Here is a 21,428-nt window from a genome sequence, read left to right on the forward strand (position 1 = left end):
GTCTGCGCAACGCAGCCGGGACCTGAGCGGAATTTCAATGCAGGAGCGGCAGGATTGCCGCGAGAGGCACGAGAAACGAGCCAGGATGCCGGAGTCTTCAAAACATAAATGGAGAGCGTAAATGCGGGTTTCAAGATGTTCCGCACCGCACAACGCGCACCCGTCGGAACCAAAACCGCCCATGCCGAAAAGGCGAGCCCCCGCCCCGCCTCAACGCCACAGGCGCGGAGGCGAAGGGTGGGGGCCAGAGCCTCACGCACTGGCGCCAGCGTCGCCGACCCGATCGGCGTAAATGTAGAGCGGCCGGGCATTCTGCTCGACCACTTCCTTGCTGATGACGACCTCCTCGACCCCTTCGAGGCCGGGCAGGTCGAACATGGTATCCAGCAGGATGCCTTCCATGATGGACCGCAGACCGCGCGCACCGGTCTTGCGGTCAATCGCCTTGCGGGCGATTGCGCCGAGCGCCTCCTCATGGATCGTCAGATCCACGTTCTCCATCTCGAACAACCGCTGATACTGCTTCACCAGCGCATTCTTCGGCTCGGATAGGATTTGCTTCAGAGCGGCCTCATCCAGGTCTCCCAGCGTCGCAAGAACCGGCAGACGGCCGATGAATTCCGGGATCAGCCCATACTTCAGCAGATCCTCGGGCTCCACTTCGCGGAACACCTCGCCTGGCCGGCGATCCTCGACCGACGCCACCTTGGCGGCAAAGCCGATGGAGGTGCCGCCCTTGCCGCGCGCTGCGATAATCTTGTCGAGCCCCGCGAACGCGCCACCGCAGATGAACAGGATGTTCGTGGTGTCGACCTGAAGGAACTCCTGCTGGGGGTGCTTGCGGCCACCCTGCGGGGGAACGGAGGCAACCGTGCCTTCCATGATCTTCAGCAACGCCTGCTGCACACCCTCTCCGGACACATCGCGCGTGATCGAGGGGTTGTCCGATTTGCGGCTGATCTTGTCGATTTCGTCGATATAGACGATGCCGCGCTGCGCCCGCTCGACATTATAATCGGCCGACTGGAGCAGTTTGAGGATGATGTTTTCCACATCCTCACCCACATAGCCCGCCTCGGTGAGTGTCGTGGCGTCGGCCATGGTGAACGGAACATCAAGGATGCGCGCGAGGGTTTGAGCAAGCAATGTCTTGCCCGAACCGGTCGGCCCGATCAGCATGATGTTGGATTTTGCCAGTTCCACATCGCCGTGCTTGGTCGCGTGGTTCAGGCGCTTGTAGTGGTTGTGCACCGCAACCGAGAGGACCTTCTTCGCGTGCTCCTGGCCGATGACATAGTCATCCAGGACCTTGCGAATTTCCTTCGGGGTGGGAATGCCGTCACGCGACTTCACAAGCGAGGACTTGGATTCCTCGCGGATGATGTCCATGCACAGTTCCACGCACTCGTCGCAAATGAAGACCGTAGGCCCTGCGATGAGCTTGCGGACCTCGTGCTGGCTTTTGCCGCAGAACGAGCAGTAAAGCGTGTTCTTGCTGTCGCTGCCGCCGGTCTTGCTCATCTTCATCTCCGTCCGGCTCCCCTCTCGCGCACCAAATGTGCCCGACGCAGGAAACCCAATGCGGGAGCAAAAGCGATTTTCACCGCCCGCTCCTCCCGGTCCGACCCCAGGGCCAAACCTCAGCCAACCACCCTCCGACACTCCGATCAAGGCATATGCATGGATTATGCCCATTCGGCCTGCCTGAGGCTCGTATCCTCAAAGAAAGCCTGGAACGCTGCGGATGCCACCGCCCCGTCCGCGCCGGGAGCGCGGACGATCTCATCTTCCCCCAAACCGGGAGCGTAGAATCTGCCTGATCTCCCCGCATGAAACGGGCGAAGCTGCGCTGCGCGGGCTGGAAACCCCGCGCAGCCTCGAAATCAAGCGGACGAATCCACCGGACGGATCGTTCTGCAAGCCGGCTCATTTACGCATGCAAGCGCGATCTTGCACTGCACGCAAGAGCCCTCTGACGATCCGACCTTCGCAAGCCGATGGATCAGGCCTTCGCCGTATCGTCCGTGGGCCGCTTATCGATCACCGAATCGATAAGGCCAAACTCCTGCGCGGCACTGGCAGTCATGAAATTGTCGCGCTCAAGGGCAGTCTCGATTCGCTCGTAGGTCTGCCCTGTGTGCTTCACATAGATTTCATTCAACCGCTTCTTCAGGTTCAGGATTTCCTGGGCATGGAGCATGATGTCCGTGACCTGGCCCTGAACGCCGCCTGAGGGCTGGTGAACCATGATTCGAGCATTTGGCAGTGCGAAGCGCATGCCTTTCTCACCGGCGGTCAGAAGCAACGACCCCATGGATGCCGCCTGCCCTACGCACAAGGTGGATACCGGCGGGCGAATGAACTGCATGGTGTCGTAGATCGCCAGTCCCGACGTCACCACTCCCCCGGGGGAGTTGATGTACATCGAGATTTCCTTTTTGGGGTTTTCCGCCTCAAGGAACAGCAATTGCGCCACCGTCAAGGTGGACATGCCGTCCTCGACCGGCCCGGTCAGGAAGATGATGCGCTCCTTGAGCAGGCGCGAATAAATGTCATACGAACGCTCGCCCCGGTTGGTCTGTTCGACCACCATCGGCACAAGGTAATTCACGAAAGTATCAACAGGATCGCGCATCTCAGGTCCTCGGCGCGACGCCCCGAAGGCACGCCGCGCTCTTTCGTCACTGTGGAGACGAATGACGGCCTGGGATCAGGCCGCCTTTTCCTCTTCCTCCTTGTAGAGCTCCTCACGCGAGACCGTCTTATCGGTCACGGATGCAAGCTCCAGGAGGAAGTCGACAACCTTCTCTTCGAAAAGAGGAGCGCGGACGGACGCCATCGCCTGGGGATTGCGGCGATAGTAGTCCCAAACCTGCTGCTCTTGACCAGGGAATTGACGCGCCCGCTCCACCACCGCGCGAGTCACTTCGTCATCGCTGACCTGTATATTGTTGCGCTCACCGATCTCCGCAAGAACCAGTCCGAGACGGACCCGCCGTTCCGCGATGCGCTGATAGTCGGCCCGCGCATCGTCCTCGGTGGTGCCTTCGTCGGCGAAGGTGCGGTTCTGGGCGGTAAGGTCCTGCTGGACCTGCGCCCACACGCCGTCGAATTCCTGTCCCACGAGGGTCGGGGGAACGTCGAACTGGTGCATGCCGTCCAGTGCGTCGAGCAGGGCGCGCTTCACCTTCTGGCGGCTGACGCCGGTGTGCTCCTGCGAAATCCGCTGGCGCACCTGCTCCTTCAGCTTGTCCAGGCTGTCCTGGCCGAGCGTCTTGGCGAATTCGTCGTCCAGGGTGAAGGTCCCGGGCGCCTCGACCAGCGACGCCTTCACCTCGAAGGTGGCGTCCTTGCCGGCCAGTTCACGGGCCGCATAAGCCTCGGGGAATGACACATTGACCGTGCGGTCTTCGCCGGCTGAAATCCCAACAAGCTGCTCCTCGAAACCCGGAATGAAGCTGTTGGAGCCCAGCACAACCTGAATGCCCTCGCCGGTGCCGCCCTCGAACGGCACGCCATCGATTGAGCCGGCGAAGTCCACGGTAACGCGGTCGCCGTTTTCCGCAGCGGCTTCCTTCGCCGCGAACGGACGGTTGGAATCGGCAAGACGGCTCAGGGTTTCGTCCACCTCGGCATCCGAGACTTCGGTCACAAGCCGCTCGATGGAAATGTCCCGGAAATTGCCGAGTTCGATCTTCGGCAGCACTTCCAGCTCGACCGTGTAGGTCAGGTCGTCAGCGCCGTCGATCACGCGGCGTACCTCGTCTTCATCCTTCGGCAGCTCGACGCGCGGCTGGAGCGCCAGGCGCAGGCCGCGCTCCTGGACGATCTTGCCGTTGGCCTCGGTCACGGCCTGTTCGATGATTTCAGCCATCACCGACTTGCCATAGACGCGCTTGAGGTGAGCCACCGGAACCTTGCCCGGACGAAAGCCCTTGAGCTGAACGGTATTCTTCAGCTCGGTCAGGCGCGTGTTGGCCTTGGCGTCCAGTTCGGTGGCGGGAAGCACCACGCGGAACGCGTGCTTGAGGCCGTCCACCTGAGTCTCAGTCACCTGCATCGTCTTGCCTTCATTCAAAAGCCGCCGAGGCGGCATAAAATTCCGAGCACACCTCGCGAGAGGCGCGGCGCGCGACCGAGATACGATGGCGTGGTGCGGGCGGAGGGTTTCGAACCCCCACGACTTTCGTCACGGGAACCTAAATCCCGCGCGTCTACCAGTTCCGCCACGCCCGCAGCCATCGAACCCGCGCGTCAGGCACGGCTCACCGGGTGCGCGTTTCAATGAATCGGCACCGACCGGGTTGGGGCTTATATCATGTCGCGTTTGACGTGCAGCAAGAAAAAGCGGGCAAAATCCACCCCCAAATCTGACCTTAGAAGCCAACAACGCCTTATGTTGCGTCGCACGTCGGCGAATTTCGGGTCCCGGCCCGAAATGGCCGCATCTGGTCGCGGCCCGGAGAGGTAAATGCGTCTTGCCCTTTGCGCCTGGGCGAGACAAGGTCGCCACGCTCCAGTCTTGCCCGAGGAGAGCAGCTTTGCGCGTTGATGGCCCTTCCCGCCGTTCCGTCCTCACCGGAACCGCCGCTCTCGCGCTAGGCAGCGCCCTGCCCCGCCTCGCGTTCGCCCAATCTTCCGTCACTCCTCCGGCCCCTGCCACAGCTCAGGTCTCCCGGCTGCGGGTATCCACAATGGAGCGCATCGAACTGGGCGGCCAGACGCCACTCGCCCTGTTCCAGAATCTGCTGCCTGGACCCGTGCTGCGGGTGAAGCATGGAGAAAAACTGACGGCGACGGTGGAGAACACCATCGAGACGCCGCTTTCGATCAACTGGCAGGGTGTCAGGGTGCCGAATGCGCTCGACGGCGTGCCCGGCCTCACCGGAGAGGCCATCGCCAAGGGCGCCAGCGCAGACATCAGTTTCGCCCCGCCGGATGCCGGCACCTATCTGTATCGCGCTTTCCAGCCCGAACTGGCGCAACGCGCTTTGGCGGGTGCGCTGATCGTGGAGGAGCCGGGCACCTCGGCCTATGCGTCCGACCATGTTCTGCTCATCCAGTCCTGGGCGCCCGACCCCACGACGAAGGTGCCGCTGCTCACGGTGAACGGGGCGGTCTCGCCGACATTCGAGGCGCCTGCCAGCGATCGCTCGCGCCTGCGGCTGGTGAACGCCGGCGTTCAGTTCCTTCGGCTTCAGATCGCCGCCAGTTGTTATGTGCTCGCGGTGGACGGCCAGCCGGTGCAGCCCTTCGCGCTGAAGGACGGTCGCGCCCAACTGACGCCGGGCGGGCGGCTCGATCTCGCAGTGGACATCGGCACCGCCGATCCTATTCCCGTGAATGTCGAGACCGGCAGCCTGCCTATCCAGCTTGCCCTCGTGACGCCAGTCGGCTCCGGTAGCGCGCAGAGCACGCCGGCACTGCCGCTCCCCACCGCGCTGCCCTCGAACGGCCTCCCCGACAAGATTCCACTGGAAAAGGCGTCGCGTTTCGAGGTTCCGATCGGGCCTGGCACCGTGAGCCTTTCGTCTTTCCCCTCAGTGGGCACAGTGGCGCGCGGCACCTCAGTGGTGCTGGCTTTCGCCAACCAATCGGATGCGCCGGTGGCGGTCCAGCTTCACGGCGCCCCCTGCCGCTTGCTTGACGGCCTCGACGATGGCTGGAAGCCTTGGTGGCACGATGCGGTGCCTGTCGGCCCCAAGACCACGGTTCGTGTCGCCCTGCTGGCCGATAGCCCCGGAAAATGGGCCATTGTCGGCCTCAGGGGCGGCGATGGCGCCGTGGTGGCGGCGCGATCCTACGAGGTGAAATGACGTTGACCTGAGCTACCGCCTCCGGGCGGTCAGAGTCAGGACGACGACAATTCCGCGAACAACCGCGTATAAACCGCCGGCAGAGCCTCCGGCAGGTCATCGGCGATCATACCGGGGCCGGCCTCGCGCGCGGCTTCTCCATGCAGCCACACGCCTGCGCTCGCCGCCTCGAAGGCCGGCATTCCCTGGGCTAGAAGGCCGCAGATGAGTCCCGCCAGCACATCCCCTGCACCGGCGGTCGCAAGAAAAGCCGGCGCGTTCTCGGCGATGGTGGCGCGCCCATCCGGCGCGGCCACGACCGTGTCCGGCCCTTTCAGCACCACCACGGCCCCGAGCCGCTGCGCGGCCGCGCGTGCGCGGGTGACTTTTGAGGGTGAGCCCATCACCTCCCCGACGTCGCCGAACAGGCGTGAGAACTCCCCTTCGTGCGGCGTCACGACCGCTTGTGCGGCGTATGCAAGCATGGCGGCGAGCGCAAGCGGCTCCCCGGCAAAGCTCGTGAGAGCGTCCGCGTCCACGACCAAGCTGCGCGAGGGTCCTGCGCTGACCTGAAGCATCTCGCGTGCGGTCTCTCCCGCTCCCAACCCTGGGCCGATGGCAAGGGCGACGAGACGCGGGTCTGCGAGCAGGCGCTCGAGATCCTCCGGCGTCGCGGCTGGCCGCACCATCAGCGCGGCGTAGGAGGCCGCGTGCATGGGCAGCGCATCTGGCGGGCAGGCAATCGTCACCAGACCCGCGCCCGCCCGCAACGTTCCACGAGCCACCAGCCGGGCGGCGCCTGCGGTCCAGGCGCCGCCGCTGACCACCACCGCGTGGCCACGTCGATATTTATGGCCATCGCCGGCCGGCACGGGAAAGCTCGCGCGCCAGGCGAAGGGGTCGTTGACCGCGGTTTTCGGGTTGATCTCCTCCAGCACGCTGTCGGGAATGCCGATGTCCGCCACACGGACCTTGCCGCACATGGCGCGGCCGGGCAGCAGGAGGTGGCCGGGCTTGCGGCGGAAGAAGGTGACAGTCTCCTCCGCAGGCGCCGCAGCGCCGCGCACCCGCCCGGTGAGGCCATCCAGCCCTGAGGGAAGGTCGACGGCGATGATCGGCTTCCCGCTCGCGGCCATGCGTTCGATCAGCGTGAGCGGCGCCCCCGCGAGGTCGCGCCCCAGCCCCGCGCCGTAGAGCGCATCGACGATCAGGTCGATGGATGAGAAATCCAGGCTCTCGGCGCTTTCCACCGGCCCGGTCCAGCGTTTTGCGGCCCGCGCAGCATCGCCCATAAGTGCATCGCGCTGACCGAGGAGGGCGAGACGGACCTTAAAACCCCGCTGGACCAGCACCCGCGCCGCGACGAACCCGTCGCCACCATTATTTCCCGGACCACAAAGAACCGCGATGCGCGTAGGGTATGGACGGCGCGCGACGGCATCCGCTACCGCCATTCCGGCACGCTCCATCAGCGTCGTCCCGCTGACCCCACCGGCGATCGCCAGTGCGTCGGCGTGGGCCATTTGCTCGGGCTCCAACAGCGCGGTCATGTCCCTGCCCATCATTCACATGCCTATTTCTGATCCAGAGATGGTCGGTGCCTGAAGATGTAAGTGAATATATTTTAGTCAATTGACTATAATTTAATCATAGAATCTGCAACTTCGCCGCCCGACATCAGCAACGGCGGGCATGGCACGCATCCTGCTTAAAGAGCAGGCGGCGCGGCCAGCCATCGGCGGGCCGGGTCATGGGGAGACGGAGCGCATGAAGAAGATTGAGGCCATCATCAAACCGTTCAAGCTCGATGAAGTGAAAGAGGCACTTCAGGAGGTGGGCTTGCAAGGCATTACGGTTACGGAAGCAAAGGGCTTCGGGCGCCAGAAGGGCCATACAGAACTTTATCGCGGCGCAGAATATGTGGTCGATTTCCTCCCCAAGGTGAAGATCGAGGTCGTCCTTTCCGACGAGATGGTCGAAAAGGCCGTCGATGCTATCCGTCGCGCGGCACAGACCGGGCGCATCGGCGATGGAAAAATCTTCGTCTCCAGCATCGAGGAAGCCATCCGCATCCGGACCGGGGAATCGGGTCTCGACGCCATCTGACGCTTGGGCTACCTAGAGCCTGCATCTGCAGGAAAGGCAGTTCCGAAAATGACAAAAGTCAAGGACGTCTTTGATTCGATCAAGGCGAACGACGTTAAATACGTCGACCTGCGCTTCACGGATCCTCGCGGCAAGTGGCAGCACGTAACATTCGACCTGTCCATGGTGGACGAGGAGCTGTTCTCGGAAGGCACCGCCTTCGACGGCTCATCGATTGCCGGTTGGAAGGCGATCAACGAGTCCGACATGCAGCTCATGCCGGACCCAGCCACGGCGTGCATCGATCCGTTCTTCTCCGAAACCACCATGTCCATCGTCTGCGACGTTGTTGAGCCGACGACGGGCGAACCCTATTCGCGCGACCCACGCGGTATCGCCAAGAAGGCGGAAGCCTATGCCAAGTCGACTGGCATCGGCGACGCGGTCTATTTCGGCCCCGAGGCCGAATTCTTCATCTTCGACGACGTGAAGTTCAAGGCCGACCCGTACAACACGGGCTTCAAGCTGGACTCGATCGAGCTACCGACCAACGGCGACACCGATTACGAGGGCGGCAACCTCGGCCACCGCGTGAAGACCAAGGGCGGCTACTTCCCCGTTCCCCCGATCGACAGTGCCCAGGACATGCGTTCCGAGATGCTCGGCGCCATGGCCAAGATGGGCGCCAGGGTCGAGAAGCACCACCACGAAGTGGCCTCCGCCCAGCACGAACTCGGCCTCAAGTTCGGCCCCCTCGTGACCATGGCCGACCACCTGCAAATCTATAAGTACTGCATCCACCAGGTGGCCAACATCTACGGCAAGACGGCGACCTTCATGCCGAAGCCGGTGTTCGGCGACAACGGCTCCGGCATGCACGTTCACCAGTCCATCTGGAAAGACGGCAAGCCCCTGTTCGCCGGCGACAAGTATGCCGACCTCAGCCAGGAATGCCTGTGGTACATCGGCGGCATCATCAAGCATGCCAAGTCGCTGAACGCCTTCACCAATCCGCTGACCAATTCCTACAAGCGGCTGGTTCCCGGCTACGAGGCCCCCGTGCTGCTCGCCTATTCTGCGCGCAACCGTTCGGCCTCCTGCCGTATCCCCTACACCAACAACCCGAAGGCCAAGCGCGTCGAGGTTCGCTTCCCCGATCCGGGCGCGAACCCCTATCTCGCCTTCGCAGCCCTCTTCATGGCCGGCATGGATGGCATCCTGAACCGCATCGATCCCGGCGCGGCCATGGACAAGGATCTGTACGACCTGCCCCCGGCGGAACTGAAGCAGATCCCCACCGTGTGCGGTTCGCTGCGCGAGGCCCTGAAGTCCCTGGAAGACGACAACGCCTACCTCCAGAAGGGCGGCGTGTTCACTTCGGATTTCATCGAAGCCTACATCGATCTGAAGATGACCGAGGTGATGCGGTACGACATGACCCCGCATCCGGTCGAATTCGAAATGTACTATTCGGTCTGACCAAAAGGGCGGCCGCCGCGCCGCCCACGGACCTTAAAGGTTCCTCCCAACTGGGGCGCCCTCACGGGCGCCCCTTTTGTTTCGTGGCGGCGTCACGCGCGCAGTTTACGATGGGGGCATGCACCCGAACCGAGCCGCCCGATGCGCATTCCCAGCGATCTAGACACCGAACCTCTCGCCATTGCCCGCGAGGCGCATGACGACGCGCCGAGCAACGCTTCGGGCAATCCCACGTTCGGAGACGTGACCGCAGCGCGCTTCGGCCGCCGCGATCTGCTCAAGGGGCTCCTCGGTGTCGCCGCCATCGGCGCGACCCTCTCCCCGCTCGCCTACGATGCCGCCCGTGCCGAAGCGCCCGCCTCGGGCGATACGCGCTTTCCCTTCCCCGAACTGACCGCAGCGCCCGACGGCACGATCCATGTTGCGGAAGGGCATGAAGCGCACGTCCTGGTTCGCTGGGGAGACCCGGTGCTATCAGGCGCGCCGACGTTCGACCCGGCGAACCAGAGCGCCGCCGCCCAGGCCATGCAGTTTGGCTACAACAACGACTTCGTGGGCTTCATCCCGCGCGCGGGCGCTGATCCGTCATCGCGAGGCATCATGGTGGTGAACCACGAATACACCAGCCCGGAGATGATGTTTCCCGGCATCGGACCGCAGCGCGCCAGAAACGGCTTTCCCGGCATGACGCGCGAGCGGGTGGACATTGAAATGGCGGCGCATGGCGGCTCCGTCATCGAGGTGGCGCGTGAACAGGGCCGCTGGCGCCTTATTGCGGATTCTCCAGTCGCACGACGCATCACCGCGACCACACCGATGGTGCTTTCGGGTCCGGCGGCGGGGGACGAACTTCTAAAAACCCAGGACGATCCCAGCGGCCGGTTCGTTCTCGGCACGATCAACAATTGCGCTGGCGGCGTCACGCCATGGGGCACTTGGCTGACCTGCGAGGAAAACTTCAACGTCTATTTCCTCGGCAAGCCGGATGGTCATCCCCGCAGCTCCGCCCTGAAGCGATATGGCGTGCCAGCCGGCCTCTATGCGTGGGGGCGCTTCCACGACCGCTTCGACATCGAGAAGATACCGAACGAACCGAACCGCTTCGGCTGGGTGGTGGAAATCGACCCACTCGACCCCACCTCCACGCCCAAGAAGCGCACCGCTATGGGCCGCTTCAAGCACGAGGGCGCCGCCAATGTCGTGAATCGTGACGGCCGCTTCGTGGTCTATCAGGGCGACGACCAGAAGATGGATTATGTCTATCGCTTCGTCACCGAGCGGCCATACGATCCCGATAACCGCGACGCCAACCGTGACCTGCTGGATGCCGGAACCCTGTCCGTGGCAGTGTTTCACCCCAATGGCAGCGGGGAGTGGCGTCCGCTGGTGTTCGGGCAGGGGCCGCTGACCCAAGCGAACGGCTTCGCCAATCAGGCGCAAGTGTTGATCGAGGCAAGGTTCGCCAGCGACGCGCTGGGCGCCACCAAGATGGATCGCCCTGAAGACGTAGAGGTCAATCCCAGCACCGGCAAAGTCTATGTGATGCTCACGTCCAACGACACCCGCAAGGAAGATGAGACCAACGCCGCCAATCCCCGAGCGAAGAACGCGTTCGGCCACATCGTAGAAATCGCGCCCGAAGGTGGCGACCATTCCAGCGACCGTTTCACCTGGGAAATCCTGGTGAAATGCGGCGACCCGTCCATTGCTGACGTGGGCGCGACCTTCTCCTCCGCGACATCCGGCTACGGTTGGTTCGCGAATCCCGACAATTGCGCAGTAGACAGCCAGGGTCGGCTTTGGATTGCCACCGATGGCAATTCCGCCAAGGACACGGGACGTACCGACGGCATATGGGGGGTGGAGACCGAAGGTGCGGGGCGCGCGACGGCCAAGCGCTTCTTCTCCGTGCCGATAGGCGCGGAAATGTGCGGGCCCTTCTTCACGCCGGATGACACGACGTTGTTTGTCGCCGTGCAGCACCCCGGCGAGAGCGGGGACGGACGCCTATCCTCGTTTGATGATCCCTCGACCCGATGGCCGGATTTCAAACCCGGCATGCCGCCACGCCCCTCGGTGGTAGCGATCTCCAGGATCGGCGGAGGACGGGTCGGGACATAGCGGGCGGCTGTTCTCAATGCAGAATCAGCCATGCCCCGCCGATCAGGACGGCCTCTGCCACAACCACGCCCACGAACACCGAGCCGCGGAAGGCCAGAAAGCCAGCAATGCCGCACAGAATGCAGAAGATCCGCAGCCAGAGCGGCATGTCCACCAGCGGGCCGGTGGGCACGAAGATCAGCCGCGCCACGACCGCCGCCAGTAGCGCAGCCGCCACAGCCCGCACCCAGGCCAGAAGCTCGCCGCCCTCGTGCACCCGCCGCCCGGCGATGACTGCCAGCGAACGCCACATCTCGGTGGGCAGGAAGCCGACCAGCAACACGATGAGAATGGCATGCCACTCGCTAAGCTGGATCATGCCCGCCTCCGGCGCACCGCTCGGCCGATGAGATAGGCGAGCGTTCCGCCACCGACGCCGCTGATCATCAAGTCCGCGCCGCCGCTCATACCTGCGACGAATGGTGTCGTGAGGAAGCCAAAGGCCAGCGCGCACCAGTCGGTGACTGTATCGGACCCGCGGATCATCAAAAGCGTGAAGGAAATGGGGCTGAGAAACAACAAGCCCACGGCCATTGCGGGTGGAAGCTCGCCCGCCAGTTGATACCCGATGGCGGTCGCCACGATGGATATGGCAAGAAACCCCGAACCCAGGCCGAGAATGAACGGGAATCGGCCGGCGGGCGGCATCTTGGGCAGCAGGCGCTGCCCCTCCGCCCACATGGTCATGGCGACGAGATGCGCCGCGAGCAGTTCTTTCCAGAGCGAACTGCGCGTACTCCGCATGAAGGGCGCGAGCGACACCACCATCGGCAACAGCCGCATGGAGGAGAGGGTCACGGCCAACCCGATAGGCAGGAGCCCGGTCCCGGTCGCGAGCCCACCGATGAGGATGATCTGCGCCGGCAGCGCCCAGATGAGGAGCGTCGAGAGCATCCCCGCGAAGAATGGAAATCCAATGCCTTGGATCAGTCCGCCGTACCCGATATAGCCGGCAAACAAAACAAACCCCGGAACCGAAAACGCATCGCGGAAGCCCGCGAGATACCAGCGGGAGACGGACTTGTTGATGTCGGCTGGCGATGGTTCAGGGAGGGTTTCGGGAGACGACACGGGCACTCGCTGATAGCGCGCCTGGCGGCGCTATTTCGTTTCAACCTACCACCTCGTCCCGCCGACGCTACCCGCGGGAACGCAGAGCTTGGGCACGGCCCATGCGTCGGAGCACGGCCGCGCTTTCTCTGCGGTATCATATGATCGTAGAAGGCAAGTGCCGCCGTTCCACGAGAGTCGCCACCCGTGCGCATCCGACCCATCATCTATCGTGAGCCAACGGCCGCCTTTGCGCCGTTCGCGGACGATCCGGTCGCCGCCCTGCTGGAAAGCAGTGCGCGGGACGGCGGGCGGGGGCGCTATTCCTATATCGCCGTCGAGCCACACAGCGTGATCGTCGCTGATCGGGACGGCACGCGTGTGGATGGGCAGTCAGCGGCAGGCGACCCCATCGCTATCTTGAAGCGCGAACTGTCGAAGCTCCCGCCGCCGGATGGCGACTGCCCGGTGCCATTCCGCACTGGGGCGGTGGGTTTCTTCGGATACGAACTCGGCCGGCATATGGAGCGCCTACCTGCACCCAAGCGGGATATGGCGGCGGGCAAAGCGATGCCGGACATGATGGTGGGCCTATACGACACCATTCTGGCCTTCGACCATGAACTTCAAGCCGCTTATGCCCTGTCCAGCGGACCCTCGGGACGTCTTGAACGGGTGCTCTCCCGGCTCGCCCAGGCGCCGTCCGAGGACGCACCTAGCCCCGATTGGACAGCGCGGGGAACCTGGCAGGCCGGACAGACCCGGCCGGAGGTCGAGGCCGGCATCGCCCGTGCAATCGAGTACATTCGCGCCGGCGACATCTTCCAGGCGAACATCACACAGCGCATGCGCGCGGCGCGACCCGAGGGACTTTCGGATCTCGAGCTGTATCTCCGCCTGCGCGCGCTTAGCCCGGCGCCGTTCGCGGCATTGCTGAGATGCGGGGCCGAACACTCAGTCATCAGCGCCTCGCCAGAGCGATTTCTCAGCCTCACCTCCAATGGCGCGATCGAGACCCGGCCCATCAAGGGCACGCGCCCACGCGATGCCGACCCAGAGCGCGATGCCGCCCTGGCGGCGGAGCTTCTGGCGAGCCCGAAAGATCGGGCCGAGAATTTGATGATCGTCGATCTCATGCGTAACGATCTTGGCCGAGTATCGGCGCTGGGCAGCGTGCGGGTCCCCGTTCTGAACGGGTTGGAAACATTCGCCTCCGTGCATCATCTGGTCTCGGCGGTGGAGAGCAGACTTGCGCCTGGCCTTGGTCCGCTTGATTTGCTGCGGGCGTGCTTTCCAGGCGGCTCAGTGACGGGCGCTCCGAAAATCCGCGCCATGGAGATCATCCACGAACTGGAGACGGTGCCGCGTGGTCCGTATTGCGGCGCCATCGGCTGGATCGGCCTCGATGGCGCGATGGACAGTTCCATCGTCATCCGCACGCTGGTGCGCTCGGGCGAGACGCTGATCGCCCAGGCCGGTGGGGGGATCGTCGCGGATTCCGATCCGGCGGGCGAATACGAGGAAAGCATGGTGAAGATTGCGCCGATGCTACGGGCCGTGACCGGGGAGGCTCCATGAAAGTCTGGCTCAATGGTGCCGTGATGGACGCTGATCACGCCCTGATTTCTTCCGCCGACCGTGGCTTCACGCTGGGCGATGGGCTGTTCGAGACCATGCAGGCGCGCGATGGCTGCGTGCTGCGGCTGGCCGCCCATCTCTCCCGTCTTCGCGTTGGGGCCGGGATAATCGGCCTCCAGCTGCCCGACGTCGATTTCGGCGTTGCCCTCACTGACACTTTGGAGGCAAACGCGCTTGCGTCGGGGGTGTTGCGGCTGACCGTGACCCGCGGCGTCGGCCCGCGCGGCGTGCTGCCACCTGCTGAGCCCGCGCCACCGTCCTCATCACCGCCGCGCCCATGGCTCCCCCTCCCCCGCCCGCACGGCTCATCATTGCTCGTGTGACACGACGCAATGAATTCTCGCCGTTGGCAGGGGTTAAGTCGCTGAACTATCTGGACAATATCCTCGCCCGGCAAGAAGCCGCTGCACGCGGGGTGGACGACGCCGTGCTGCTGAACACGCGCGAGCGCGTGGCGGAGACGACCATCGCCAACCTTTTCGCGGTGCTAGAAGGTGAGATCCTGACCCCGCCGCTTCGCGATGGTGCCCTCCCCGGGATCATGCGTGCCGAAGTGTTGAGGGCGGGGGCGCAGGAGGGGACACTGACACCGGCCAATCTGACAGGGGCGAGGGAAATCTTCCTCACGAGCAGCCTGGGTATTCGATCCGTCGCCGCACTTGAGGGGCAATCGTTATCCGATTTCAGCGTCGCGCAGGCCATGCGGGCCAAGCTGGGGTAAATTTCCCGCCAGCCTGCACGCTCGTGGAGGACAGGAGCGAACTCGCCGCTCCCGTCGGCGTTGGTCCTCAGGTGTGAATCACCCGGCCGTACGCATCCAGCACGCTCTCGTGCATGGTTTCCGAGAGGGTCGGATGCGGAAAGACCGCATGCATCAGGTCTTCTTCCGTGGTCTCCAGGTTCATGGCGATGACGAAGCCCTGGATCAGTTCGGTGACTTCCGCACCGACCATGTGCGCGCCGAGAAGCTGGCCCGTCTTCTTATCGAAGATGGTCTTCACCAGCCCCTCGGGCTCGCCGAGCGCAATCGCCTTGCCGTTGCCGACGAAGGGGAAGCGGCCGACGCGTATTTCGCGGCCCTGCTCCTTGGCCTTCTTCTCGGTGAGACCCACAGAGGCGATCTGCGGCACGCAGTAGGTGCAGCCGGGGATCATGTTCTTGTCCATGGCATGCGTATGGAGACCCTTGATGGTCTCGACGCAGATCACGCCTTCATGCTCCGCCTTGTGCGCGAGCATCGGCGGGCCGGCCACGTCGCCGATCGCCCACACGCCCGGCACATTGGTGCGGCCGAGCCCGTCGGTGACAATGGTGCCGCGCTCGATCTTGACACCGATGGCTTCCAGCCCCAGGCCGTCAACGTTGCCCACCACGCCCACCGCCGAGATCATCCGGTCAACGGTCCGGTCGATCTTCGCGCCCTTGGCATCCTCGATATGCGCGGTGAGGCTGTCGGGGTGCTTGGTGATGCCCGTCACCTTGGCGCCGGTCATGATCTTCATGCCCTGCTTTTCAAACCGCTTGCGGGCGTGGGCGGAGATTTCCTCATCCTCGACCGGCAGAATCTGCGGCAGCACTTCCACCACGGTCACGTCGCAGCCCATTGTCTTGTAGAACGACGCGAACTCGATGCCGATGGCGCCCGAGCCCATCACCAGCAAGGTCTTGGGCATCTTCTCCGGCACCATGGCCTCGAAATAGGTCCAGATCAGCTTCTTGTCCGGCTCCAGGCCCGGCAGCGCGCGTGGGCGGGCGCCGGTGGCGACGATGATGTTTTTGGCAGTGTAGTCGCCTGCGCCGAGCGAACCCTTGGGCGGGTTTTCGGCGGCCACCACCGAGAGCTTGCCCGGCGACGTGATCTTGGCGGTGCCCCAGATCACGTCGATCTTGTTCTTCTTCATCAGGAAGCCGACGCCGGTGTTGAGCTGCTGCGACACCCCGCGCGAGCGCTTCACCACGGCGGCAGCGTCGAAGCCGATGTTTTCGGCGGAGAGGCCGTAATCCTTGGCGTGCTCCATGTAGTGGTAGATTTCGGCCGAGCGCAGCAGCGCCTTGGTGGGAATACAGCCCCAGTTGAGGCAGATGCCGCCGAGATGGGCCTTTTCCACCACGGCGGTCTTAAAGCCCAGCTGCGCCGAACGAATGGCTGCCACATAGCCGCCGGGTCCGCCGCCGATGATGATCACGTCATAGGTGTCAGCCATTGCCGTCTCCTTGCCGCGCAGCGCGCGGAAATGTCTGTGACTTCAGGGCCGCCAGGGCCGCTTCAAACAAATTCAAATCGCGCCAGGGGTCCGCCACCGGCGCCTCCGGGACCAGAATCGGGTAGCCCCCGAGGATCGCCGCTTCGGCGAGCATGAGATTGTCCGGAAGATCGAAATCCTCCACATGCATCCCATCCGCCAGCGGCGCCGCCTGATGCTGGCCGGCGCCGATCGCCCGACGCGTGCGGACGACCAGATTTTCCGGCGTGCCGGAATAGCCAATCACGACCTTTCCAAGCGCAAAACAGAAGCCCAACTCGAACACCGTGCCGGCATCCGCGCTCACGCCCCGGAATGGGGACAGGTTGGCGATGACGGCTTCAGCGGCGCGCATCATGCGGACATTGGCCTCGAAGATTCGACGGCTCGCGCCCGGCAGGCCCGGGGCGAGCCCGTTGTCGAGCGGGTAAAGGCCGGTGAAACCGTACAGAGTGCACAGCTCCACCTTGCGCCGGCCGATATCCCTAGCGTCATCGAGGAAGACCTCCGGCCCAGCGAGATAAAGCTTCATCCCCGCGCATCCTTATCCGGGCGGCTGTCACCGCCCGGCGGGTCTCACACCAGCATCGCGAAGGGCTTCTCGACATAGTCCTTGAAGGCCCCGAGAAGCTCCGCGCCCAGCGCACCGTCCATGACGCGGTGGTCGCAGGTAATGGTCGCGGTCATCTGGGTCGCGATCTTGATCTCGCCGCCACGCACCACGGCACGCTGCTCCGATGCGCCGATGGCGATTATGGAGGATTGCGGGGCGTTGATGATCGCGGTGAAATTCCGGATGCCCATCATGCCCAGGTTGGAGATGGACGTGGCGCCGCCAGAATATTCCTCGGGCTTCAGCTTCTTGGTGCGGGCGCGGCCGGCAAGGTCGCGCATCTCGTTGGAGATGGCGGAAAGCGTCTTGGTCTCTGCCTTCTTGACGAGCGGGGCGAACAGGCCGCCCTCAATGGCGACCGCAACACCCACGTCCGAATGCTTCATGCGCAGGATGCGGTCCTCGGCCCACACCGCGTTTGCGGCGGGTACCTTCTGGAGTGCCAGCGCCAGCGCCTTGATGATGAAGTCGTTTACGGAGACGCGGTAGGTTGGCTTGCCGTCCTTGTCCTTCGGCGCCGTGGCGTTCACCGTCTCGCGCAGCTTCATCAGGTCATCGAGATCGCAATCCACCGAGAGTGTGAAGGTGGGCGTCAGTTGCTCGCTCTCCACCAGCCGCTTGGCGATGGTCTTGCGCATTCCGTCGAGCGGGACTTCCTCGTAAGTGCCCTTTTCGTAGAGCGCTTTGACCTGCTCGGGGCCCGGCGCGGTGGCCGTAGCTTTGGGAGCGGGCGCGGCAGCAGCAACGGGAGCGGCGGCAACCGGAGCAGCCGCTGGCGCAGCGGCCGGCTTCGCACCAGACTGGGCACCATCTAGATCGCGCGCGACGATGCGGCCGTGCGGACCGGAGCCCGACAGCGCGGCCAGATCCACACCTTTTTCCTTGGCAAGACGGCGGGCGAGCGGTGAGGCAAAGATGCGCTCGCCCTGCCCGCTTACAGCGGGAGCTGGCGCCGGCTCCGCGGCAGCGGCCGGTGCGGCAACTGGGGCTGAAGCGGTCGGAGCAGCAGCCGGCGCGGCAGCGGCCACAGGGGCCGGAGCCGCCGCAGCGGCGGGCTTTGCGCCACCAGCGGCGGCGGCAGTGGCCTTCACGTCCTCGCCTTCGCTGGCGAGCACGGCGATGAGCTGGTTCACCGGCACGTCCTGTGTCCCCTCGGGAACCAAGATCTTGGCAATGATCCCCTCGTCGATGGACTCCACTTCCATGGTGGCCTTGTCGGTCTCGATCTCGGCGATCACATCGCCGGACTTGACGCTGTCGCCTTCCTTCTTGAGCCACTTGGCGAGGTTGCCCTTCTCCATGGTAGGAGACAGGGCCGGCATCAGGATTTCGATGGGCATTGCTTCAGCTCACCCGTTCAGCGCCAGCGGCGCGTTGGCTTGTTCAATCGTAAACGGCATCCCGAAAGACCGGCGGCGAGCCCTGCGGGCCTCGACCGTTTCGTTCTCGTAAGACCACCGGGTCCGCGATGGCATATCCCGCGATACTCGAGGCTGGCGCCCAGCGTGCTCAGCGATACGTAACCGCGTGCACCGCTGCGATCACGTCGGCGACGGAAGGCAGGGCGAGCTTTTCGAGGTTCGCGGCATACGGCATGGGTACGTCCTTGCCGGTCACGCGCAGCACCGGAGCGTCCAGATAGTCGAACGCTTCCGACATAAGCTTCGCGACGATCTCGGCGCCGACGCCGGACTGGGGCCAGCTTTCTTCCACGGTCACGCAGCGGCCGGTCTTCTTCACCGAGGCGACGATGGTGGGCACGTCCATGGGACGAATGGTGCGCAGGTCGATAACTTCCGCATCGATGCCCTGCTTGGCCAATTCCTCGGCCGCCTTCAGCGCATAGGTCATGCCGATGGACCATGCCACCAGCGTCACATCCTTGCCCGGCCGGGCGATGCGTGCCTTGCCGATTGGCACCACATAATCATCCAGCTTGGGCACCTCGAACGAGTGGCCGTACAGGATTTCGTTTTCCAGGAAGATCACCGGATTGGGGTCGCGGATCGCCGCCTTCAGAAGCCCCTTCGCGTCCGCCGCGCTATAGGGCGCGACCACCTTGAGGCCGGGAACGTGGCTGTACCAGGACGCATAATCCTGGCTGTGCTGGGCCCCAACGCGCGCTGCTGCCCCGTTGGGGCCGCGGAACACCACGGAACAGTGCACCTGCCCGCCGGACATATAAAGCGTCTTGGCGGCCGAGTTGATGATCTGGTCGATCGCCTGCATGGCGAAGTTGAATGTCATGAACTCGATGATGGGCTTGAGGCCGGCCATGGCCGCGCCGACGCCCATGCCGGCAAAGCCGTGCTCGGTGATGGGTGTATCGACAACGCGGCGGGGACCGAACTCCTGAAGCAGGCCCTGGGTGATCTTATAGGCGCCCTGATATTCGGCGACTTCCTCGCCCATGACGAAGACATCAGCGTCTCGGCGCATTTCCTCGGCCATCGCATCGCGCAGCGCCTCGCGCACGGTCATCGTCACCATCTCGGTGCCGGCCGGCACATCCACGTCAGGCTGAATCTCCACCTTGGGCGGGGCGGCGACGGCCGACGGAGCCGGCGCCTTCTGCGGCTCGGGAGCGGCGGCTGCCGCCGGCGAAGGCGCAGGCTCGGCCACCTTCTCAGGAGCGGGCGCGGCGTTGGCATCCTCGCCATCGGCCAGGATGGTCGCGATGGGGGTATTCACGGCCACGTCCTGGGTGCCTTCCGGCACCAGGATCTTGCCGAGGAAACCCTCATCGACCGCTTCCACTTCCATGGTCGCCTTGTCGGTCTCGATTTCGGCAATGACGTCGCCGGACTTCACGGCGTCGCCTTCCTTCTTCACCCACTTGGTAAGGTTGCCTTTCTCCATAGTGGGAGAAAGAGCCGGCATGAGGATGTCGATGGGCATGGCTGTCAGCTCTGGCTCGGCGCCGTGCCGGCCGCTGACGCAGCCTTGGCGGGACGCTCATGTGTGAGATTGGTGTAAACGGAGGTCGCGGCGACCGCGACCATGACGGAGGCGATGAGAACGATCTGAGCCTTGCCGGCCCGCCGTCCGTGCGCATTGGCCGGGTTCATCCGCCCCTTCGAGGCGAACGGCCAGATGATGATCTGCGCCCGCCGCGGAATGCTCACGGCGCCAAGCGCCTCCTCGGCGAGCGTGCCTTCATAGACCGCAACGCCCCAACTCGCGGCAATGCCGACCACGGAGAGCAGGATCAGGATAAGGGCTATCTTTTCCATTTCCCGATGCCCCGCCGACTAGCGCAACACGTCGGTATAAAGCTCCGAGGGATCGGGCTCTGGATCGTGGCTGGCGAAGTCCGCAGCCTCGTTGACGATGTCGCGGATCTGCGCGTCGACCTTCTTCAGATCTTCCTCGGTGGCCAAATTGCCTTCCAGTAGCCGCGCGCGCACCTGCTCGATGGGGTCGTGCTCGGTCCGCATCTTCTGGACCTCCTCCTTCGACCTGTATTTCGCCGGATCGGACATGGAGTGGCCGCGATAGCGGTAGGTCTGCATTTCCAGGATATAGGGGCCATTGCCTTCGCGGGCGAAAGCGAGCGCACGCTCACCGGCCGCCTTCACCGCGCGCACGTCCATGCCATCCACCTGCTCGCCGGGGATGTTGAAGGAGGCGCCGCGCTTGGAGAAGTCGGTTTGGGCCGAGGCGCGGCTCACAGCCGTTCCCATGGCGTATTTGTTGTTCTCGATCACATACACGACCGGCAGCTTCCACAGCTCGGCCATGTTGAAGCTCTCGTAGACCTGGCCCTGGTTCGCCGCGCCATCACCGAAATAGGTGACGGAGACAGCGCCATTGTCGCGGTAGTGATTTGCGAAGGCGAGGCCGGTGCCGAGCGAAACCTGGGCGCCGACGATGCCGTGGCCGCCGAAGAACTGCTTCTCGATGCTGAACATATGCATCGAGCCGCCCTTGCCGTGGGAATACCCACCGCGCCGGCCGGTCAGTTCGGCCATGACGCCCCGAGACTCCATGCCGGTGGCCAGCATATGCCCATGGTCGCGATATCCAGTGATCACCTGATCGCCGGTCTTCATCGCCATCTGCATGCCCACCACAACGGCCTCCTGGCCGATATAGAGGTGGCAGAAGCCGCCGATGAGGCCCATGCCATACATCTGCCCCGCCTTCTCCTCGAAGCGGCGGATCAGGAGCATCTCCCGATATGCGTTGACTTCCTGCTCCTTGGAGAAGGCCGGTACCTCTCCGGGTACCGCTTCGGCACGCGCAGCCGCCTTAGCGGCGGGTCGTTTGGTAGCCATCGTCATCCTCAGGCAAACGCTTAAACCTGAAGAAGCTCTAGCGCACCTGCACGAGGCCTCAAAGCGCCATTTGTGCTGTGCTGCACCG

At 64.1% G+C, this 21,428-nt stretch carries 19 protein-coding genes and 1 tRNA gene; 7 read left to right on the top strand and 13 right to left on the bottom strand.

Features of this window, described 5'->3' with window-relative positions:
* Window positions 1-252: 252 nt before the first annotated feature.
* From clpX to ADADO0_RS20410, 4 genes are all read right to left on the bottom strand, one after another.
* Window positions 253-1,521 (bottom strand): ATP-dependent Clp protease ATP-binding subunit ClpX, encoded by a 1,269-nt coding sequence (gene clpX / locus ADADO0_RS20395; protein WP_511307024.1) that lies wholly within the window; start codon window positions 1,519-1,521, stop codon window positions 253-255.
* Between the two features lie 481 nt (window positions 1,522-2,002).
* Window positions 2,003-2,635: an ATP-dependent Clp endopeptidase proteolytic subunit ClpP gene (gene clpP, locus ADADO0_RS20400; protein WP_511307025.1), complete on the bottom strand. Its 633-nt coding sequence runs from the start codon at window positions 2,633-2,635 to the stop codon at window positions 2,003-2,005.
* Window positions 2,636-2,710: 75 nt separating this feature from the next.
* Complete coding sequence (gene tig / locus ADADO0_RS20405; RefSeq protein WP_511307026.1) at window positions 2,711-4,060, bottom strand: trigger factor; 1,350 nt, start codon at window positions 4,058-4,060, stop codon at window positions 2,711-2,713.
* 91 nt (window positions 4,061-4,151) lie between these two features.
* Window positions 4,152-4,236 (bottom strand) — tRNA-Leu (locus ADADO0_RS20410).
* 305 nt (window positions 4,237-4,541) lie between these two features.
* Here ADADO0_RS20410 and ADADO0_RS20415 point away from each other — a divergent pair.
* Entirely contained in the window at window positions 4,542-5,816 is a 1,275-nt protein-coding gene (locus ADADO0_RS20415; protein ID WP_511307027.1) for a multicopper oxidase family protein, read from the top strand.
* Window positions 5,817-5,851: 35 nt separating this feature from the next.
* Here ADADO0_RS20415 and ADADO0_RS20420 read toward each other — a convergent pair whose 3' ends face one another.
* Complete coding sequence (locus ADADO0_RS20420; protein WP_511307028.1) at window positions 5,852-7,345, bottom strand: NAD(P)H-hydrate dehydratase; 1,494 nt, start codon at window positions 7,343-7,345, stop codon at window positions 5,852-5,854.
* Window positions 7,346-7,562: 217 nt separating this feature from the next.
* Between ADADO0_RS20420 and ADADO0_RS20425 the strand changes: the two genes are divergently transcribed.
* The 3 genes from ADADO0_RS20425 (at window position 7,563) to ADADO0_RS20435 (ending at window position 11,480) form a co-directional block, all read left to right on the top strand.
* Window positions 7,563-7,901 carry a P-II family nitrogen regulator gene (locus ADADO0_RS20425; RefSeq protein ID WP_511307237.1) on the top strand — a complete coding sequence of 113 codons (339 nt, stop codon included), beginning with the start codon at window positions 7,563-7,565 and terminating at the stop codon, window positions 7,899-7,901.
* A 48-nt stretch (window positions 7,902-7,949) separates the two neighbouring features.
* Window positions 7,950-9,359, top strand: coding sequence for a type I glutamate--ammonia ligase (glnA, locus tag ADADO0_RS20430; protein WP_511307029.1), 1,410 nt, complete (start codon window positions 7,950-7,952; stop codon window positions 9,357-9,359).
* Between the two features lie 141 nt (window positions 9,360-9,500).
* On the top strand, window positions 9,501-11,480 hold the full coding sequence (locus tag ADADO0_RS20435) for a PhoX family protein (protein WP_511307030.1): 1,980 nt from the start codon (window positions 9,501-9,503) through the stop codon (window positions 11,478-11,480).
* Window positions 11,481-11,493: 13 nt separating this feature from the next.
* Here the strand turns inward: ADADO0_RS20435 and ADADO0_RS20440 are convergent, their stop codons facing one another.
* Entirely contained in the window at window positions 11,494-11,838 is a 345-nt protein-coding gene (locus tag ADADO0_RS20440) for an AzlD domain-containing protein (protein WP_511307031.1), read from the bottom strand.
* Window positions 11,835-12,590 (bottom strand): AzlC family ABC transporter permease, encoded by a 756-nt coding sequence (locus tag ADADO0_RS20445; protein ID WP_511307032.1) that lies wholly within the window; start codon window positions 12,588-12,590, stop codon window positions 11,835-11,837. Before ADADO0_RS20445 ends, ADADO0_RS20440 begins: the two co-directional genes overlap by 4 nt.
* A 186-nt stretch (window positions 12,591-12,776) precedes the next feature.
* Between ADADO0_RS20445 and pabB the strand changes: the two genes are divergently transcribed.
* Genes pabB through ADADO0_RS20460 form a run of 3 tightly spaced genes read left to right on the top strand, consistent with a single transcriptional unit; the run spans window position 12,777 to window position 14,928 of the window.
* Complete coding sequence (gene pabB / locus ADADO0_RS20450; protein WP_511307033.1) at window positions 12,777-14,147, top strand: aminodeoxychorismate synthase component I; 1,371 nt, start codon at window positions 12,777-12,779, stop codon at window positions 14,145-14,147.
* Window positions 14,144-14,530 carry an aminotransferase class IV gene (locus ADADO0_RS20455; RefSeq protein WP_511307034.1) on the top strand — a complete coding sequence of 129 codons (387 nt, stop codon included), beginning with the start codon at window positions 14,144-14,146 and terminating at the stop codon, window positions 14,528-14,530. Before pabB ends, ADADO0_RS20455 begins: the two co-directional genes overlap by 4 nt.
* Window positions 14,485-14,928 (top strand): aminotransferase class IV, encoded by a 444-nt coding sequence (locus ADADO0_RS20460; RefSeq protein ID WP_511307035.1) that lies wholly within the window; start codon window positions 14,485-14,487, stop codon window positions 14,926-14,928. Before ADADO0_RS20455 ends, ADADO0_RS20460 begins: the two co-directional genes overlap by 46 nt.
* Before the next feature lie 67 nt (window positions 14,929-14,995).
* Here the strand turns inward: ADADO0_RS20460 and lpdA are convergent, their stop codons facing one another.
* From lpdA to pdhA, 6 genes are all read right to left on the bottom strand, one after another.
* The gene (gene lpdA, locus ADADO0_RS20465; RefSeq protein WP_511307036.1) at window positions 14,996-16,411 is read right to left on the bottom strand and encodes a dihydrolipoyl dehydrogenase; all 1,416 of its coding nucleotides are present in this window, start codon (window positions 16,409-16,411) and stop codon (window positions 14,996-14,998) included.
* Window positions 16,404-16,982 carry a nucleoside 2-deoxyribosyltransferase gene (locus ADADO0_RS20470; protein ID WP_511307037.1) on the bottom strand — a complete coding sequence of 193 codons (579 nt, stop codon included), beginning with the start codon at window positions 16,980-16,982 and terminating at the stop codon, window positions 16,404-16,406. Before ADADO0_RS20470 ends, lpdA begins: the two co-directional genes overlap by 8 nt.
* A 44-nt stretch (window positions 16,983-17,026) precedes the next feature.
* Window positions 17,027-18,403, bottom strand: coding sequence for a pyruvate dehydrogenase complex dihydrolipoamide acetyltransferase (locus ADADO0_RS20475; RefSeq protein ID WP_511307038.1), 1,377 nt, complete (start codon window positions 18,401-18,403; stop codon window positions 17,027-17,029).
* A 169-nt stretch (window positions 18,404-18,572) separates the two neighbouring features.
* The gene (locus ADADO0_RS20480) at window positions 18,573-19,961 is read right to left on the bottom strand and encodes a pyruvate dehydrogenase complex E1 component subunit beta (protein WP_511307039.1); all 1,389 of its coding nucleotides are present in this window, start codon (window positions 19,959-19,961) and stop codon (window positions 18,573-18,575) included.
* Window positions 19,962-19,966: 5 nt separating this feature from the next.
* Window positions 19,967-20,296 (bottom strand): hypothetical protein, encoded by a 330-nt coding sequence (locus ADADO0_RS20485; protein ID WP_511307040.1) that lies wholly within the window; start codon window positions 20,294-20,296, stop codon window positions 19,967-19,969.
* 18 nt (window positions 20,297-20,314) lie between these two features.
* Window positions 20,315-21,340 carry a pyruvate dehydrogenase (acetyl-transferring) E1 component subunit alpha gene (gene pdhA, locus ADADO0_RS20490; RefSeq protein WP_511307041.1) on the bottom strand — a complete coding sequence of 342 codons (1,026 nt, stop codon included), beginning with the start codon at window positions 21,338-21,340 and terminating at the stop codon, window positions 20,315-20,317.
* Window positions 21,341-21,428 lie beyond the last annotated feature (88 nt).

Origin of the sequence: Aquabacter sp., from assembly GCF_965279295.1 — a bacterium.
Lineage (GTDB): Bacteria > Pseudomonadota > Alphaproteobacteria > Rhizobiales > Xanthobacteraceae > Aquabacter.